This is a genomic window from Megamonas sp. Calf98-2 (genome assembly GCF_900110235.1).
Classification (GTDB): domain Bacteria; phylum Bacillota; class Negativicutes; order Selenomonadales; family Selenomonadaceae; genus Megamonas; species Megamonas funiformis.
On the sequence record NZ_FOCY01000013.1, the window covers coordinates 45,632 to 62,153 of the forward strand.

Annotated in this window: 16 protein-coding genes, 1 tRNA gene and 1 pseudogene; 14 read left to right on the top strand and 4 right to left on the bottom strand. The window is 31.4% G+C overall.

Annotated elements, in window-relative coordinates:
- The first annotated feature begins 4 nt into the window (after positions 1–4).
- Both BMX03_RS05345 and BMX03_RS05350 read left to right on the top strand, forming a co-directional pair.
- Positions 5–196 (top strand): hypothetical protein, encoded by a 192-nt coding sequence (locus tag BMX03_RS05345; protein ID WP_008539362.1) that lies wholly within the window; start codon positions 5–7, stop codon positions 194–196.
- Between the two features lie 13 nt (positions 197–209).
- Positions 210–1,151 carry an asparaginase gene (locus tag BMX03_RS05350; protein WP_015561883.1) on the top strand — a complete coding sequence of 314 codons (942 nt, stop codon included), beginning with the start codon at positions 210–212 and terminating at the stop codon, positions 1,149–1,151.
- A gap of 70 nt (positions 1,152–1,221) precedes the next feature.
- On the opposite strand, the gene BMX03_RS05355 is transcribed toward BMX03_RS05350, so the two are convergent.
- Both BMX03_RS05355 and BMX03_RS05360 read right to left on the bottom strand, forming a co-directional pair.
- A complete protein-coding gene (locus BMX03_RS05355; protein ID WP_075554939.1) occupies positions 1,222–2,556 on the bottom strand; it encodes an MATE family efflux transporter in 1,335 nt (444 codons plus the stop codon).
- A gap of 290 nt (positions 2,557–2,846) precedes the next feature.
- Positions 2,847–2,935 (bottom strand) — tRNA-Ser (locus tag BMX03_RS05360).
- Positions 2,936–3,252: 317 nt separating this feature from the next.
- Between BMX03_RS05360 and BMX03_RS05365 the strand changes: the two genes are divergently transcribed.
- From BMX03_RS05365 to BMX03_RS05405, 9 genes are all read left to right on the top strand, one after another.
- The gene (locus BMX03_RS05365) at positions 3,253–4,206 is read left to right on the top strand and encodes a magnesium transporter CorA family protein (protein ID WP_008539365.1); all 954 of its coding nucleotides are present in this window, start codon (positions 3,253–3,255) and stop codon (positions 4,204–4,206) included.
- 15 nt (positions 4,207–4,221) lie between these two features.
- On the top strand, positions 4,222–4,452 hold the full coding sequence (locus BMX03_RS05370) for a hypothetical protein (protein WP_022228349.1): 231 nt from the start codon (positions 4,222–4,224) through the stop codon (positions 4,450–4,452).
- A gap of 50 nt (positions 4,453–4,502) precedes the next feature.
- Positions 4,503–4,691 (top strand): type II toxin-antitoxin system prevent-host-death family antitoxin, encoded by a 189-nt coding sequence (locus BMX03_RS05375; protein ID WP_008539369.1) that lies wholly within the window; start codon positions 4,503–4,505, stop codon positions 4,689–4,691.
- A gap of 12 nt (positions 4,692–4,703) precedes the next feature.
- Positions 4,704–5,054 carry a metal-sensing transcriptional repressor gene (locus tag BMX03_RS05380; protein WP_008539371.1) on the top strand — a complete coding sequence of 117 codons (351 nt, stop codon included), beginning with the start codon at positions 4,704–4,706 and terminating at the stop codon, positions 5,052–5,054.
- Positions 5,055–5,252: 198 nt separating this feature from the next.
- Positions 5,253–6,122, top strand: coding sequence for a 4-(cytidine 5'-diphospho)-2-C-methyl-D-erythritol kinase (gene ispE / locus BMX03_RS05385; protein WP_091694253.1), 870 nt, complete (start codon positions 5,253–5,255; stop codon positions 6,120–6,122).
- A gap of 13 nt (positions 6,123–6,135) precedes the next feature.
- Positions 6,136–6,822 (top strand): GntR family transcriptional regulator, encoded by a 687-nt coding sequence (locus BMX03_RS05390; protein ID WP_008539373.1) that lies wholly within the window; start codon positions 6,136–6,138, stop codon positions 6,820–6,822.
- 248 nt (positions 6,823–7,070) lie between these two features.
- Positions 7,071–8,441: a bifunctional UDP-N-acetylglucosamine diphosphorylase/glucosamine-1-phosphate N-acetyltransferase GlmU gene (glmU, locus tag BMX03_RS05395; RefSeq protein WP_091694256.1), complete on the top strand. Its 1,371-nt coding sequence runs from the start codon at positions 7,071–7,073 to the stop codon at positions 8,439–8,441.
- Between the two features lie 125 nt (positions 8,442–8,566).
- Entirely contained in the window at positions 8,567–9,541 is a 975-nt protein-coding gene (locus BMX03_RS05400) for a ribose-phosphate diphosphokinase (protein ID WP_008539375.1), read from the top strand.
- 148 nt (positions 9,542–9,689) lie between these two features.
- Entirely contained in the window at positions 9,690–10,514 is an 825-nt protein-coding gene (locus tag BMX03_RS05405; protein WP_015561875.1) for an undecaprenyl-diphosphate phosphatase, read from the top strand.
- Between the two features lie 100 nt (positions 10,515–10,614).
- Here BMX03_RS05405 and BMX03_RS05410 read toward each other — a convergent pair whose 3' ends face one another.
- A complete protein-coding gene (locus tag BMX03_RS05410; protein ID WP_015561874.1) occupies positions 10,615–11,454 on the bottom strand; it encodes a YitT family protein in 840 nt (279 codons plus the stop codon).
- 136 nt (positions 11,455–11,590) lie between these two features.
- Positions 11,591–12,442 carry a MurR/RpiR family transcriptional regulator gene (locus BMX03_RS05415; protein WP_015561873.1) on the bottom strand — a complete coding sequence of 284 codons (852 nt, stop codon included), beginning with the start codon at positions 12,440–12,442 and terminating at the stop codon, positions 11,591–11,593.
- A gap of 234 nt (positions 12,443–12,676) precedes the next feature.
- On the opposite strand from BMX03_RS05415, the gene BMX03_RS05420 reads away from it, so the two are divergent.
- The 3 genes and pseudogenes from BMX03_RS05420 (at position 12,677) to gndA (ending at position 16,236) form a co-directional block, all read left to right on the top strand.
- The gene (locus tag BMX03_RS05420) at positions 12,677–14,233 is read left to right on the top strand and encodes a gluconokinase (protein ID WP_091694259.1); all 1,557 of its coding nucleotides are present in this window, start codon (positions 12,677–12,679) and stop codon (positions 14,231–14,233) included.
- A 71-nt stretch (positions 14,234–14,304) separates the two neighbouring features.
- Positions 14,305–14,616: pseudogene (locus BMX03_RS05425) on the top strand (hypothetical protein); the annotation flags it as partial.
- Between the two features lie 204 nt (positions 14,617–14,820).
- Positions 14,821–16,236 (top strand): NADP-dependent phosphogluconate dehydrogenase, encoded by a 1,416-nt coding sequence (gene gndA, locus BMX03_RS05430; protein WP_091694262.1) that lies wholly within the window; start codon positions 14,821–14,823, stop codon positions 16,234–16,236.
- The last annotated feature ends 286 nt before the right edge of the window (positions 16,237–16,522 follow it).

The window sequence follows — 16,522 nt, forward strand, 5'->3', positions numbered from 1 at the left end:
ATATATGGCAACTGTAGAACAAGTAAAAAAAGCTTTAGTAGCTGTAGAAGAATTATGCGGAAAATGTCCAGTTTGTACGCCTGATTGCCCTGTAGCAATAGCGAAAAGAGCTTTGTCTGGTCTAAAATATGATATAGAAGCGTATGAACAATATCAAAGTGAATTGGATAATGAAATGAATAATGAATTAAAATGATGGTGAGGATTTTATGAAGAGAATTTGTTGGTTAGCAACAGGCGGTACTATAGCTTCACGTCCTAGTGAAAATGGACTTGTACCAGGATTTACGGCTAAAGAAATGTTAGAGATGGTACCGAATTTAAATGATTATGGTCATATAGATTGTTATGATATCATGCAGTTAGATAGCACAAATCTACAACCAGAAGATTGGCAATATATCGCAGGTTATATTGAAAAATTATATGAACAATATGATGGTTTTGTAATAACTCATGGTACAGATACATTGAATTGGACATGTTGTGCGCTTCATTATATGTTGGAGAATTTAGCAAAACCTGTAGTGGTAATTGGTTCACAACTAACTATTGAAGAAGAAAATACTGATGCAAAATTTAATTTAAACGCAGCTTTTGCGATAGCAAGTTTAGAAAAAATAGGTGTATTTGCTGTTTGTGGTGGTCAAATAATAGAAGGTTTATGGGCTAAAAAATTATACAGTGAAGATATGCGTTCAATTCAAAGTATAAATAAAATGCCAGTAGCTACTTTTGAAGGAAATAATATAAAATGGAATGAATATGAAAATCCTCAAGTGAATGGAATTTTTAAAGTTCATAGTGATTTAGAATTAAAAGTAGCACAAATAAAAATTATGCCAGGATTAGATAGTGAACTTTTATTTAATTTAGTTAAAATGGGTTATAAAGGTATAGTCATCGAAGCATATGGTGCAGGTGGAATACCTTTTGCCAAAGATAAACAAAGAGATATTGTAGGCGCTATTGAAGAACTTAGTAAACAAGGCGTGAAAATTGTTTGTACTACACAATGTTTATTTGATGGAGTGCATATGGATAGATATGAAGTTGGTATAAAAGCTTGTAAAGCAGGCGTAATACCAGCAGGAAAATTATCAGTAGAAGCAGCTACAGTAAAATTAATGGTAGATTTAGCAAAAAAATAAGAGCTATAAAAGACAAATAAAAAAAGGAGAAATTGAATTTAAATTCAATTTCTCCTTTTTTATATGATTATTAAATAAATCGTTTTTCAATGTAACGAAGTCTAAAAAATAATAATACAGCAGAAGTAGCAACACCAAGTACCATACTTTGCCAATAAGCAAATGCTCCTTGAGTCATGAAATAATCAAGAAACATACCTAAAGGTAAGCAAATACCCCAATAAGCAAGCATACTTACATAAAAGGCAGCTTTTACATCTTTGTAACCACGCAAGATACCTTGGATTGGACAGGCAATCGCATCGAATAATTGCCATGCTGCCGTATAAATTAAGAAATGAGCAATATATGTTAATAAAGTAGTATCTGTAGCATATAAAAGTGCTATATAATCACGGAAGTAAAATACTAAGCCGACAATTGATAATACGCAAAGGAAGGATACAATCAAACCTAGATAAGCATATTTTCTAGCCTCTAAGTATCGCTTAGCCCCTACTTCAATACCAATGATGATTGTTAAAGCTAGAGAAAAGCTCAATGGCAACATATATAAAACACTAGAAAAACTCATAGCTGCTTGATGAGCTGCTATATAATTTGTACCGAATTTACTGATAAAGATGATGATAAAACCAAATAAACTAGCTTCCATAAAAATACCCATGCCATTAGGAATACCAATGCCTAAATATTCTTTGATACTTTTTAAGGAAAATTTAAAATTGAATAGAGCTAGATTTTTAAATTGAGGATTATTGATAATTATAGTGATAAAAATAAATAGTAAAATATAATAAGTGATAGCAGTTGCCACACCTGCACCGATACCACCTAATTTAGGAGCACCAAAATTACCATAGATGAAACAATAGTTTAAAAAGGCATTGATAGGTAATGCTAATAGATAAATTTTCATGGAAACAGCAGTGCCTGCTACAGTATCTGTTAAAGAACGAAGTGGGAAAGTCAATAAGCCACCACTTAAACCAATGATTAAAGCTAACATATAGTATTTAGCTATATAATATACATCAGGTTCAAGTGTTAAGATAGCTAAAATATCATCAATAAATAAGAAATAAGCTAGAAGTAAAATCAATTCGATAATAATAGATAAAATCAGTCCGGAATGAATAACGGTAGCTATGCCATCTTTTTCATTTTTACCAATCAAATGGGCGATTATAGGCGTAGCAGCCATTAAAATACCTGTAGAACTTGCAATAATAGGCATCATAAGGCTTCCACCGATAGACGAACCAGCGAGTTGTTCTGCACCAGCATGACCAGACATTGTAGCGTCAAAAAAGTTCATGCCAATGATTGCTAATTGCGTAGCTAATACAGGTAACATAACATTAATAAGTCGGCGTAATCTATACATTGTACGTAAGTTTAACATAGAAAAAACCTCGGTTTGAAATATTTTTTTCTATTATAAAGTATAGTGTCGCCCTATAGTCAATCTGTTTTTAGAAAAAGATTTTATCTATTTTTGTACAATAAGTTTAATTCTATAATTAATGATTGTATTATATAAATTTTTAAATGATAAGAGTCTGTTAAAAAAGGACAAAATTTTTAAAAGCAATAAAAAAGGGAAATACTTCAAACTACTAAAAAGCCTTTAAATATTAGATTTATCAAGACTTTGAAACACTTTGAAATATTTCCCTGTATCATTTAATTTTATGGCGGAGAGGGTGGGATTCGAACCCACGGTCCCTTTCGGAATCACTGGTTTTCAAGACCAGCTCCTTAAACCACTCGGACACCTCTCCATTAGTTGCTATATAAGTATAGCAAGTTTTTTTTATAGTTGTCAACTATTAATTTAAAAAGTTAAGTGAGAGGAAAAACTATAGTTATTGATATGCTTGATAAGTTATATCATATGAATTATACTTAATTATGCAATATCTTAAATTACAAAGGTTGGTGAATAATTATGGACGAGTATCCGGAGAGTAACAAGTTAAATTATCAAGAAAATAAATATAGAGGATACCTACCCGATTATTTATCAAAGATATTACAAAATTTTTAGTTAAATAATAAATTGTGGTAGGTTTTTTAGAGAAGGGAGAAATCTATCGCAATGTTGAAAATCTATAAATCCATGGAAACAGGTCCTTTAAAGGAATTGACATTAAAATCGTTAGAAAAAGGAGCATGGATAAATATAGTTGCGCCTACTCCTTATGAATTGAAAGTAGTAGGTAATTTAACTCAAGTAGAACCAGATTTTTTGCGTTCAGCACTAGATAATGAGGAACGTTCACATACAGATATAGAAGATAATTCGATTATGATTTTGACTAATGTGCCAGTGATGAGAACATTTGAATCTTATGATACTTTGCCATTAGCGATTATCTTGACTCCAGATTATATTATCACTGTATGCTTAGAAGATACGCCTGTGATTTCAGATTTTAATGAAAGAACATATCGTTCTTTTCGCACCTTCAAGAAAACACGTTTTTTATTTCAAATTTTGTACAAATCTGTTACATATTATTTGAAATATCTTCGTCAAATAGATAAACTTTCTGATGAAATTGAAGCTAGATTGCGTGAGTCCACTGAAAATAGAGAGATTTTACGTTTATTGGAATTACAAAAAGCACTTACGTATTTTAATGCTTCTTTGCGTTCTAATGGTGCAGTGCTTGAAAAACTCATGCGCTTGCGCTCTAATCACAGTTTGCAAAATATCATAAAGTTATATGAAGAAGATGAAGATTTACTAGAAGATGTAATTATTGAAAATAAACAGGCTCGTGAAATGGTTGAGATGTATAGTACAATTTTGGCTAGGCTTGCTGATACCTTTTCTTCGATAATGTCGAATAATTTGAACTTAGTAATGCGTTTTTTGGCTGCTATGACAATTATTTTAGCTATACCGACTGTAATCTCTAGCTTTTTTGGTATGAATGTGGAAGTGCCTATGTCAGAAAATCCATTGGCATTTTTGGATATTTGTATTTTAGCTGTGCTTTTAGCTGGTATCTGTGCGACAGTATTGTGGCGAAAGAATATGTTTTAGAGTAAAGAGGTTTTTATGAGAACTTTGATTGAAGCTAATTTATGTGATGGTGTTATCTATGGAGATAATGTCAATTTAGAGTATGTATATATGCCAGCTTCAGAGATAGGTATGAAAAATCCTATTTGTGTTTTTGAAGAAAATTCTTCACGAGAAGATATTTCTATGAGTGAGGCTTTAACGATTATTCGCAAACGCAGTTTAAAACCTGTGAAGCACCCTAGATTGGGAATTTCTTCTTGTTAATATAAATTGTGTTGTATTTTATTATTTTAATCGGAAAGGATGTGACATATATGATGGCTATATCATCTTCTGATTTACTAAATGAATTTACTATTTATGCTGATAAAGTTGTTGATGAAAAAGAAACATTGATTGTACAGCGCAGTAGTGGTAAAAACATTGTAGTAATGTCTATGGAACAATTTAACGAATTACAAAAAGAGATTTTTTTGGCGAAGAATGCTCAAGAAAAAAAGTGAGGTTTTTGCTAAATGGAAATAAATGATAATGATAAGGAAATAAATTCAGCTTGGCATGTTCATGAAGACGGAACGGTACATGCTCATCATGGACATACACACACGCATACGCAGACAAAAGCTGTATTAAATCGCTTATCAAGAGCTATTGGTCATTTAAGTGCAGTAAAACGTATGGTGGAGCAAAATAGAGACTGTAGCGATGTATTAATTCAATTATCAGCTGTTAATTCAGCGATAAAAAATGTCTCTAAGATAATTTTGCAGGACCATATAGAACATTGTTTAGTAGAAGCGGTAAAAGAAAATGACCAAGAGGCAATTGATAAATTAAAAGAAGCGATTGATAAATTTGTAAAATAAGTAAGGGCAAGTATTTATGAAGGTAAATATTTGCCTTTTGTACTTTTAGTACATTCGTGTACAAGTGGAAAAAAGATTTTTGAATTGATAGAATTAACAATAATATATGAGATAGTAGACTTTTTATTGATAGAATGATAAAATCTTTTAAGAATGAGTAATGTATTTTAAGTACAAGATATTGATAGGATGAATAAGATGGTAACAATAAATGCAAATGCGAAAATAAATCTTACTTTGGATATTTTAGGCAAAAGAACAGATGGTTATCATGAAGTTAGTATGGTTATGCAATCTATTAATTTATTTGATACATTGACTTTTACTAAACTTGATACAGAAGAAGGTATTATACTTCATGGTGATGTCAAAGGTGTAGCAAAGCCAGAAGATAATTTAATTTATAAAGCAGCAAAATTATTTTTAGATACATATAAGATAAACAGTGGTGTAGAAATTAATTTAATCAAAAGAATACCTGTAGCTGCTGGATTAGCTGGTGGTAGCACAGATGCTGCTGCTGTATTTAGAGGATTAAATGAATTATTTGAAATGAATTTAAGCATTAATGCTTTATGTAAGATGGCAGAACAATTAGGTTCAGATATATCATTTTGCTTGATGGGTGGAACAATGTTAGCGACTGGTAGAGGCGAAATTTTACAAGAAATTTCAGCTATGCCAAAGACAAATATTGTTTTAGTAAAACCAAAAGTAGATGTATCTACAGCATGGGTATATAAAAATTATCATAAAGTGCAAGATAGTGTAATTCATCCTGATAATAAAGCAATGCGCAAATCTTTAATAAAAAAAGATTTACAAGGTATTTGTAAATCTTTAGGTAATGTCTTAGAATATGTAACTATCCCAGAATATCCTGAGATAGCTAAAATAAAACAAAAACTTTCTGATTATGGAGCAATGGCTGCAATGATGTCTGGCAGTGGTCCAACAGTCTTTGCCATTGTAGAAGATAGTCAAAAAGCAAAAGATATAGTAAGTAAAATACAGTTGGATTTTGATGCAGATGTATTTGCTGTAAAAACAGCAGAAAAAAATTTTTAATGGAGGAATAAACATGAGCAATAAACTTACACCGATAAAGTTAGATAGTTATCAACCTTTACGTGAAGTAGTTTTTGAAACTTTGCGTGATGCTATAAGAAAAGGTATTTTAAAACCAGGCGAACGCTTAATGGAAATTCATTTAGCTGAACAACTAGGTGTTAGTCGTACTCCTGTTAGAGAGGCAATTCGTAAATTGGAATTAGAAGGCTATGTAATTATGATGCCTCGCCGTGGTACATATGTATCCAATTTATCCATTAAAGATATTAATGAAGTTTTTGAAATTAGAACTTCACTAGATTCTTTAGCTAGTGGACTTGCTGCTGAACGTATCACTGATGAAGAACTTGAACATTTACAAAGATTATTAGTTGTCATTGGTGAAGCTATAAAAGAAAAAAATATGGAAAAAATCGTTGAAGCTGATACGAAATTCCATGATATTTTATATCAAGCAAGCAGAAATAATCGTTTAGTAGGTATTATTTATAATTTACGCGAACAATTGACAAGTTTCCGTGCAAAATCCATGGCTTATCCTGGTCGTTTGGAAGAAACTTTAGAAGAACATCGTCGTATTGTAGATACTATTGCTCAAGGTGATGCAGTTGCTGCACAAAAAGCTTCTGAATATCACATGGAACGTTCTGAACATACTTTATTGCTTAGTATGGAAGATAAAGATGGCAATATGTAAAATAAATGCTAAAGATTTTTTTTAGATATGATTTATATATGATATAATAAACTTAGATAAGTTTTTATTTGATATACAGTATAAGATTTTTTGCTAAGATAATAGCAAAATGAATTTTATAGATAATAAACCATGGGATGCATGGGGTTTGCTTGATATGAAAACATCAAGAAGTTTCTATTTTATAATTGCAAATGAAATGAGATAGAAATACATCACATATACAATAAAGGAAAGTGAATTTTAAGGTGAAATCAGAAGGATTAATTACCATAATTTTAGCCGCAGGTAAAGGCACTCGCATGAAATCTAAATTACCAAAAGTACTCCATTGTGCAGGTGGAAAGCCAATGGTAGAACATGTACTTGATGCTGCTAAAAGTGCTGGTTCCACACGTAATATAGTTGTAGTAGGCTTTGGTCGTGAACAAGTACAAGCTGTTTTAGGCGATAAAGCTGAAATCGTTTTACAAGAAGAACAATTAGGTACAGGTCATGCTGTAATGCAGGCAGAATCATTAATCAAAGATAAAAATACTGCTATAATGGTTTTATGTGGCGATACTCCACTTGTTACAGGTGCTACATTAAAAAATTTCTATGAAGAACATGTACAATCAGGAGCTAAAGCCTCTGTACTTACAACATTTATGTCAGATCCATTTGGCTATGGACGTGTAATTCGTTTAGTAGATGGTTCTGTAGAAAAAATCGTAGAACAAAAAGATGCTAGCGAACGTGAACTTGCAATCAATGAAATCAATACAGGAATTTATTGTTTTGATGCCGAAGCTTTATTTGCTAGCTTGAAAAAAGTAAATAATAATAATGCTCAAGGCGAATATTATTTACCAGATGTTTTATCCATTTTACGTGGAGAAAAACAGAAAATAAATGCTTCTATTGCTGATAATTATGAAGAAACATTAGGTATAAATTCTCGTGAACAATTAGCAAATGCTGAAAAAATCATTCGTCAGCGTAAAAATAAAGAATTAATGGCTCAAGGGGTAACTTTAATGGACCCTAATAGCACTTATGTAGATGTTGACGTTGAAATTGGACAAGATACTATAATCTATCCATCTACTTGGATTGAAGGCAATAGTAAAATTGGTGAAGGCTGTAAACTTGGACCAAATTCACATTTCAAAAATACAGTTATGGGCGATAATGTAGAAGCTATGTTTAGTTTTACTGAAGACTGTGAAATCGCAGATGATGTAAAAATGGGACCATATGTACACATTCGTCCAAATACAAAACTTGCATATAAAGTAAAAATTGGTAACTTCGTAGAAGTTAAAAATTCTAATATTGGTGAAGGCTCTAAATTACCTCACTTGAGCTATATTGGAGATACTGATATGGGCTCTGGTGTAAATATGGGTTGTGGTACAATCACTGTAAATTATGATGGAAAAAATAAATTCCGTACTATAATAGGTGATGATTGCTTTATTGGTTGCAACTCAAATCTTGTAGCTCCAGTTAAAGTAAATAATGGTGCTTATGTAGGTGCAGGCTCTACAATTACGAAAGAAGTTCCAGAAAACGCACTTGCAATCGCACGTGAAAGACAGAAAAATATTGAAGGCTGGAAAGATAAAAGAAAATAACTAAGAAATTTAGTTAGTATAATAGTTTAATTTATATTTTATTTTGGTAGCAATGTAGCATAACTACATTTCTATATATATTATTATTATTTATTATATTTTTAACAGATTTCAGGAGGAGTAAAATGAACTTCGATACCTCAAAATTATGTATTCTCACTGGTAATGCAAATCCAAAATTAGCAGAAGAAGTAGCACAGTATATCGGTGTGGAATTATGTCATGCTTTTGTAGGTCACTTCAATAATGGTGAAACTCAAGTAATGATTAGTGACAGTATTCGTGGTAAGGATGTATTTATTATTCAGCCAACTAGCCAACCAGTAAATGACAATCTTATGGAATTACTCGTTATGGCTGATGCTTGCCGTCGTGCATCTGCACAGAGCATTAATGCGGTTGTACCATATTATGCTTATTCTCGTCAAGACCGTAAAACTCGTGGTCGCGAACCTATTTCTGCAAAATTAGTAGCTAATCTTATGACTACAGCTGGTATTGACCGTGTAATCACTGTTGATTTACATGCAGGTCAAATCCAAGGTTTCTTTGATATCCCAGTAGACCATCTTGCAGCAGCTCCACTTCTTGCAGCTTATATCCAAGCTAAAAATCTTGAAGATGTAGTAGTTGTTTCTCCTGACCTTGGTGGTGTAACACGCGCTCGTGCTTTAGCAGACCGTTTAAAAGCACCTATTGCTATTATTGAAAAACGCCGTCCAATGCCAGGTTGCGCTAAAGTTATGAATTTAATTGGTGAAGTAAAAGATAAGAATTGCGTTATCATTGATGATATCGTAGATACAGCAGGTTCTTTATGTGAAGGTGCTAAAGCACTTGTTAAACATGGTGCAAAATCTGTTTATGCTTGTTGTACTCATGGTATCTTAAGTGATCCAGCAGTTCAGCGTATTGAAGATTCTCCAATGGAAGAGTTAATTATTACAAATACTATTCCATTACCTGAAGAAAAACATTCTAGCAAAATTGTTTCTGTATCTATGGCTCCACCTATAGGTGAAGTAATTTCCCGTATTTATCAGAAAAAATCTGTAAGTAAACTTTTCGATGCAATTGATATCGTAAAAGGTAAAGGCTGATAATCAAATAAAAATATAAAAGAGGTCTCTATAAAGAGACCTCTTTTGCGAATTAGAATAAATTTTTTTATTAATTGTTTCAGCTTAAATTCAGTTTTAAATTTTATATTGGAAAAATAATAAACAAATAGGAGGGATTTTATAATTTATGTTTACCCTAGAAATTATAAAAGCTATTGTTTTAGGGATTGTTGAAGGTCTAACAGAATGGTTACCTGTAAGTAGTACAGGTCATATGATTTTAGTTGATGAATTTATGTCTTTAAATGTAAGTAAAGCATTTATGGATATGTTCTTAGTAGTTATTCAGTTAGGTGCAATTTTAGCTGTAGTTGCTTTAAATTTTGATAGACTAAATCCATTTTCAAAAAGAAAAACATATTTGAAAAAAAGACAAACCATTTCTTTATGGGGAAAAGTAATCGTTGGCTGTATTCCTGCTGCTGTAATTGGTTTAGCTTTTAATGATTATATGGAAGAGCATTTTATGAATGCACAAGTAGTAGCATTCACTTTGATTTTATATGGGGTATTATTTATTATAGTTGAAAATTATAATAAACATAGAACACCAAGCATCAAAGATATTGACTATTTAGATTATAAAACAGCATTGATAATAGGTTTCTTTCAGGTATTGTCTTTAGTGCCAGGTACATCTCGTTCTGGTTCCACTATTTTAGGTGGTATTTTATTTGGAACTTCTCGTGTGGTAGCTACAGAATATACATTCTTTTTAGCTATTCCTGTTATGTTTGGTGCTAGTGCGTTAAAACTATTTAAATTCGGTTTTAATTATACTTTTGAAGAAGTTATTCTATTATTAGTGGGTATGGTAGTAGCCTTTATAGTTTCTATTATTTCTATTAAATTCTTACTTCGTTATGTAAGAACAAATGACTTTAAAGCGTTTGGTTGGTATCGTATAATTTTAGGTCTAATCGTATTTGTATATTTTTATTTCCAAGGATAAAAGGATAATTTCTTTTTAAGCATAAGAGTGAATATAAATAAAAGGATAAGAGTTGAAATAAATCAATTCTTATCCTTTTTATTTTGTCATTATTTATTATTTAATGGTAAGAGAAGCCTTTACCATTTACTTCAGAAGCATTAGAGATAATAAAGAAGGCTTTTTTATCTATATTTAAAGCTATTTCTTTAATTTTACTTAATTGCGTAAGATTTACTACGATATAAAGTATTTTCTTTTTAGTATGTGTATAGCCACCTTCACCATTGATTAAGGTAACACCACGTCCTAATTCAAGCATGATAAGCCCTGCAATTTGTTCAGACTTATCGGAAATAATCATGATGGATTTTCGTTTATTGAAACCAGTAACAATGCGGTTATCAACTTCACCCATGATGTACATGTAGATTAAAGTGTAAATAGCTACTTCAAAATTGAATAGACAAAGACCACAAAGTACGATGATACAATTTAAAGCGAAAATCATTGTACCGATATTATAAGAATAAAGTTTCTTGATTAAAGCTGCAATTACATCGGCACCACCAGTATTAGCATTAGCACGTAAGATAAGACCAAAGCCAATACCAGAAACTACACCAGCAACGATAGCTGACAACATAGGATTATTATGTAGTGGAGTATATGGTGTTAAGAATGATGTTAAATCAATGAAGAATGAATATAGACCTGTACCTAATATTGTGTTGAAAAAATATAGTCTTCCAAAAAAATGATAGGCAATATATAAAATTGGAATGTTGAAGATGATATTTTGAATACCGATAGGTAAATCAAATAAATAGTGAAGAATAATGGCAATCCCTGTAAGTCCGCCAGAGAGAAAATGATTAGGAATTAAGAACAAATTACATGATATGGCAGAAATAAGAGCACCAATGACGATCATTGCATACTGGATAATATATTTTTTCATAAAATACCTCTAAAATAATATAAAATCTAAATCAATATTCAACATTATATAGCAAATTAGGTATTTAGCAAGTAGTTTTTTTATTATTTTACATATTTTATAAAATTTTTTAGAAAAAAGTGTAAGTAAATGTACATTACAATCTGCGTTTAGCTATAGCATTACGCATTTTTTTGATATTAGTGAAGTTTTTTGTAACATTTTTTTGATATACACCCATATATAGAATATCTACTATGGCCATGTGTATTAATCGTGAAGCGACAGCTTCAGATTTATAGGCAATTTCGCGACCCATACCATGCAAAACAACATCAGCTAATTTACAAAGAGGAGAATTCATATAACTTGTTATGGCAATTATAGGAACATTATTATTGTGAGCTAATTCTATAGCTTGTAGAAGGTCAATGTTGGCTCCTGTATGAGATACGCAGATAATTAAATCTTTTTCTGTGAGTAGAGAAGAAGCTGTAACTTGCATATGCAAATCATTATAGGCTTTTATAGGAATGCCAAAACGCATAAAACGTGTTTCGATATCTTGGCAGACTGTAAAAGAATTGCCAAAGCCATATACACAGATTTGATGAGCATTTTTTATTAACTGAACAGCTTTTTCTAATTGTTCAAAATCAATTAATTTTAAAGTGTCTTGCAGTCCATCAGTGATGGAAGAAAAAAGTTTTTCAGCAATTAATTTATAGGAATCATTGGGATTTATTTCTTGAGATACTAATTCATCTTGGCTGTATACTTCACTAGCTAAGGCTATTTTTAAACTTTGTAGACCGCTAAAACCTAATTTTTTACAAAAACGAGAAATAGTAATTTCCGAACTTTGAGTATTGCTGGCTAAATCGGAGATAGTTTGACTCATGACAGTTTTTAAATTGGCAAGGATATAATCTATGATGCGTTTTTCTGATTTTGTCATATTATTATAATTGCTACGCATTAATGTTAAGATAGATGTATTTGTCTCCATGATATTCACCTCAAAATCTTTCTTAATGTAATTATAACAACAAAATATAGTGATAGTATAGAAGAAGATTGGTAAAAATGATATAAAAATATCAAAAAATAAAAATAAAATGAAAAATATATTGCATAATAAAGTTTTATTTGTTATAATTTGCTTGTGTTAGTAAATAAAGAAATTACATAAATTAATGATTTTTCAGTTTATTTATAATGATTTAGGGAAAGGGCGGTTTTAATGTTGGATTTTAGTAATACAAGAAGTTGTATTTGGATTGGGGTAGATGTAGGTACTACAGGAGTTAGAGCGATTGCTTATCAAAAAGATGGATTGAGTTTATGTAGTGCAGATGAATTTTATCCGTTAGAAACACCATATCCAGATTGGGCTGAGCAAAATCCTGAGATTATATATAAAGCAATTGAAAAAGTTGTACGTGAAGTAGCTAATACTTTAATTTATAAAGGTAAAAATGTATCTGGTATAGCTATTAGTACTGTTATGCATAGCTTTGCACCGGCTAATGAAAATCGTGAATTATTGAGCAATATGATAACTTGGGCAGATAGTCGTTCCGTAGGTATTGTTAATGAATTAAAAAAAGATGAAGCCTTAGTAAAAGGTTTTTATGAAAGAACATGTTGTCCAACTCATTCTTGTTATCCATTTTTGAAAATCTTATGGGTGAGAAAAAATTATCCTGATGTATTTGCCAAAATGAGATATATCTATTCTTTAAAAGATTATATTTTTGAAAAAATGACAGGTGAATGGGTAGTTGATAAATCTTCAGCTTCTGCAAGTGGTTTATATAATGCTCATAAAATGGATTGGGACGAAGAAATTTTAAATTATGCGGGAATAACAAGAGAACAATTACCACCTGTTGTATCTACAACTTATCAGAGTAAATTGACAGATAGTGCAGCGCAAAGATTGAATTTACCAGAAAATTTACCTGTAGTTATTGGTGCTACTGATGGTGTATTGGTAAATGTGGGAATTGGTGCTATTGAAGATGGTCAGTTAAGTGCGACAATCGGTACAAGCGGAGCAATTAGAATGCTTACCAAAACACCAAAGGTGGATAGTTTGGGACGCACATGGTGTTATAACTTGACTGATGATATGTGGGTTGCAGGTGGTGCTATAAATAATGGTGGTATCATCATGAGATGGCTTCGCGATAAAGTCTGTCATTATAGCAATCATCGTTTAGAAGATATCGATATTGACCCATATGATTTAATGACGCTTAAAGCTTCTAAAATTCCATCTGGAGCAGAAGGATTATTGTTGTTGCCATTTTTTACAGGTGAACGTGCACCATATTGGAATTCTGAACTTCGTGGAATGTTTTTTGGCTTATCTTTAAATCACAGTCGTTCTCATATGATTAGAGCTGGCATGGAAGGTATATGTTTTAGTTTAAATTGTGTACTAAGTGCTTTAAAAGATTTTAGTCAGGTAAAAGATATTCGCGTTAGTGGTAGTTTTACAAAATCACCATTATGGTTACAAATTATGGCTGATATCTTTGGCGAACATATAACTTTACCTCAAAATAGTGAGGGAGCAGCTTTTGGGGCAGCCGTTTTAGGTTTCATAGCTAGTGGTGAGATGAAAGATATATCAGATACTGCAAATTTAATTAAACCGAAGAAAGTATATAAACCACAAGCAGAAAATAAAGAAGTCTATGAAGAACTTTTTGATATCTATAGTAGTTTATATGAAAAATTACAACCTGATTTTGCACGCATAACTACGTATCAAAATAAAATGTATAAATAATAAAAATATATAAAGAGAGAGGGTTTTGATTATGCCATTAGCTATATTGGCTGTGGGGATTATTATTTTATTTATACTTATCATGGTTGATTGCTGCTGTTATCAGAACTTCTGTTGGGTCTGCAACTGTAGCAGCACTCACAGCAGGTGGTATTGTAGCACCATTAATTCCTCTCACTGGTGTAAGCCCAGAACTTATGGTATTAGCAGTTGGTGCAGGTAGTGTAATTTTCAGTCCACCAAATGACCCAGGATTTTGGTTATTTAAAGAGTTCTTTGGCTTAACTATAAAGGGAACAATTCGCACATGGTGTGCTTTAGAAACTATTATTTCCGTTGCAGGTATTATTGGTGTAATGATTTTAAATGCAATCTTATTTTGATAGTTTTTGAAGATTTTATGCAAATAAATTATAAATAAAGAAGATAAATGTATTTTATGAATAATTTAGTAGCTGAATTTTAGACATGCGATAATATATTGTACGAGAAAAATAAAAAAGCTACCTTATTGGTAGCTTTTTTTGATAGACAGTTGTACAATATAGATATATTTTTTTAATTTTTAATGGGGGAAAATAAAATTTATGAAATCAAATATAGCAGTTATTGGTATGGGTGTAATGGGAAGCTGTTTAGCTTTAAATATGGCAAATCATAATTTCAAAGTAGCCGTATATAATTACACTCCAGATTTAACAGAAGCTTTTGTTAAAAATCATCCACATGATAATATAACAGCTTTTTATGATGTAAAATCTTTAGTGGAAGGTATGACTCGTCCTCGCAAATTCTTTATCATGGTAACAGCAGGTAAAGCAGTAGATAGTGTAATTGAAAGTCTTTTACCTTATTTAGATAAAGAAGATATCATCATGGACGGTGGTAATTCCTTCTTTAAAGATACACAAAGAAGATATGAATATGTAACTTCTAAAGGATTTAAATATTTTGGTGTTGGTGTATCTGGCGGTGAAGAGGGAGCACTCAATGGTCCAGCATTAATGCCAGGCGGTAATAAAGAAAGTTATAAAGAAATCAAAGAAGTTTTAGAAGCTATTTCCGCTAAAGCTGAAGATGGTAAACCTTGTTGCACATATATTGGTGAAAATGGTGCAGGTCATTATGTAAAAATGGTGCATAATGGCATTGAATATGCAGATATGCAACTTATTGCTGAAGCTTATTTATTATTAAAACATGTTGGTGGATATGAAAATTCTCAGATTGCAGATATTTTCAATGAATGGAACCAAGGTGAATTAAATAGCTTCTTAATTGGTATTACAGCAGATATCTTTAAAGAAAAAGATGATTTAGGCGAAGGCGAATTAGTAGATAAAATCTTAGATAGTGCAGGGCAAAAAGGCACAGGTCGTTGGACAAGTTTAGCTGCTTTAGAACAAGGTGTGAATACATCTATTATGACAAGTGCTTGCAATGCTAGAAATATCAGTTCTTTCTATGAAAAACGTCAACAATTAGCAGAAAGTGGTTTGAAAAAAGTATTATCTGTAGAAATTGATGCAGATTTTGTAGAAGATGTAAGACGCTCTTTATATACAGCTAAAATTGCAGCATATGCTCAAGGTCTTGCTCTTTATAAAAGCGCTTCTGAAACATATGATTGGAATTTAAACTTAGGTGATATTGCTTCTATTTTTAGAGCTGGTTGTATCATTCAAGCGAGATTTTTAAATAATATAACTAATGCTTATCAGCAAGAACCTAATTTAGATAATTTAATTGAAAATGAATTCTTTGCTGAAAAAGTAAAAAATAATCAGCAATGTTTAAGAAAAATTGTAGCTAAAGCTATTTTAGCAGGTGTACCAGTACCAGCTTTTGCAAATGCAATTTCTTATATTGATGGCTTGAGTACAAAAGTTGTGGGTGCAAATCTCATTCAAGCTCAAAGAGATTATTTTGGTGCTCATACGTATAAACGCATTGATAGAGAAGGTACTTTCCATCATCAATGGCAAAAACATTTTGATAGATAATAAGAAAAAGCAGACTTTTGTCTGCTTTTTCTTTATAATATAAGATATTGAGATGAATAGAAGAGAGGCGTTTTTGATTATTGTGAGCCGCACACTTGTGATTTAAATCATGAGTTAGGCAAACAAAATAGTCAGCGTATATAGAAATATGTACGTAGAGATAGACAAAGAGCTATCCTATACTGTTTGAACTGCTGGAAACTCCTAAAGATATTTGAACTACAACGTAAACATGAAATAAAGTTAAGCGTGAATGTGGCGAAAGCAGAAAAAATCAGATATATAG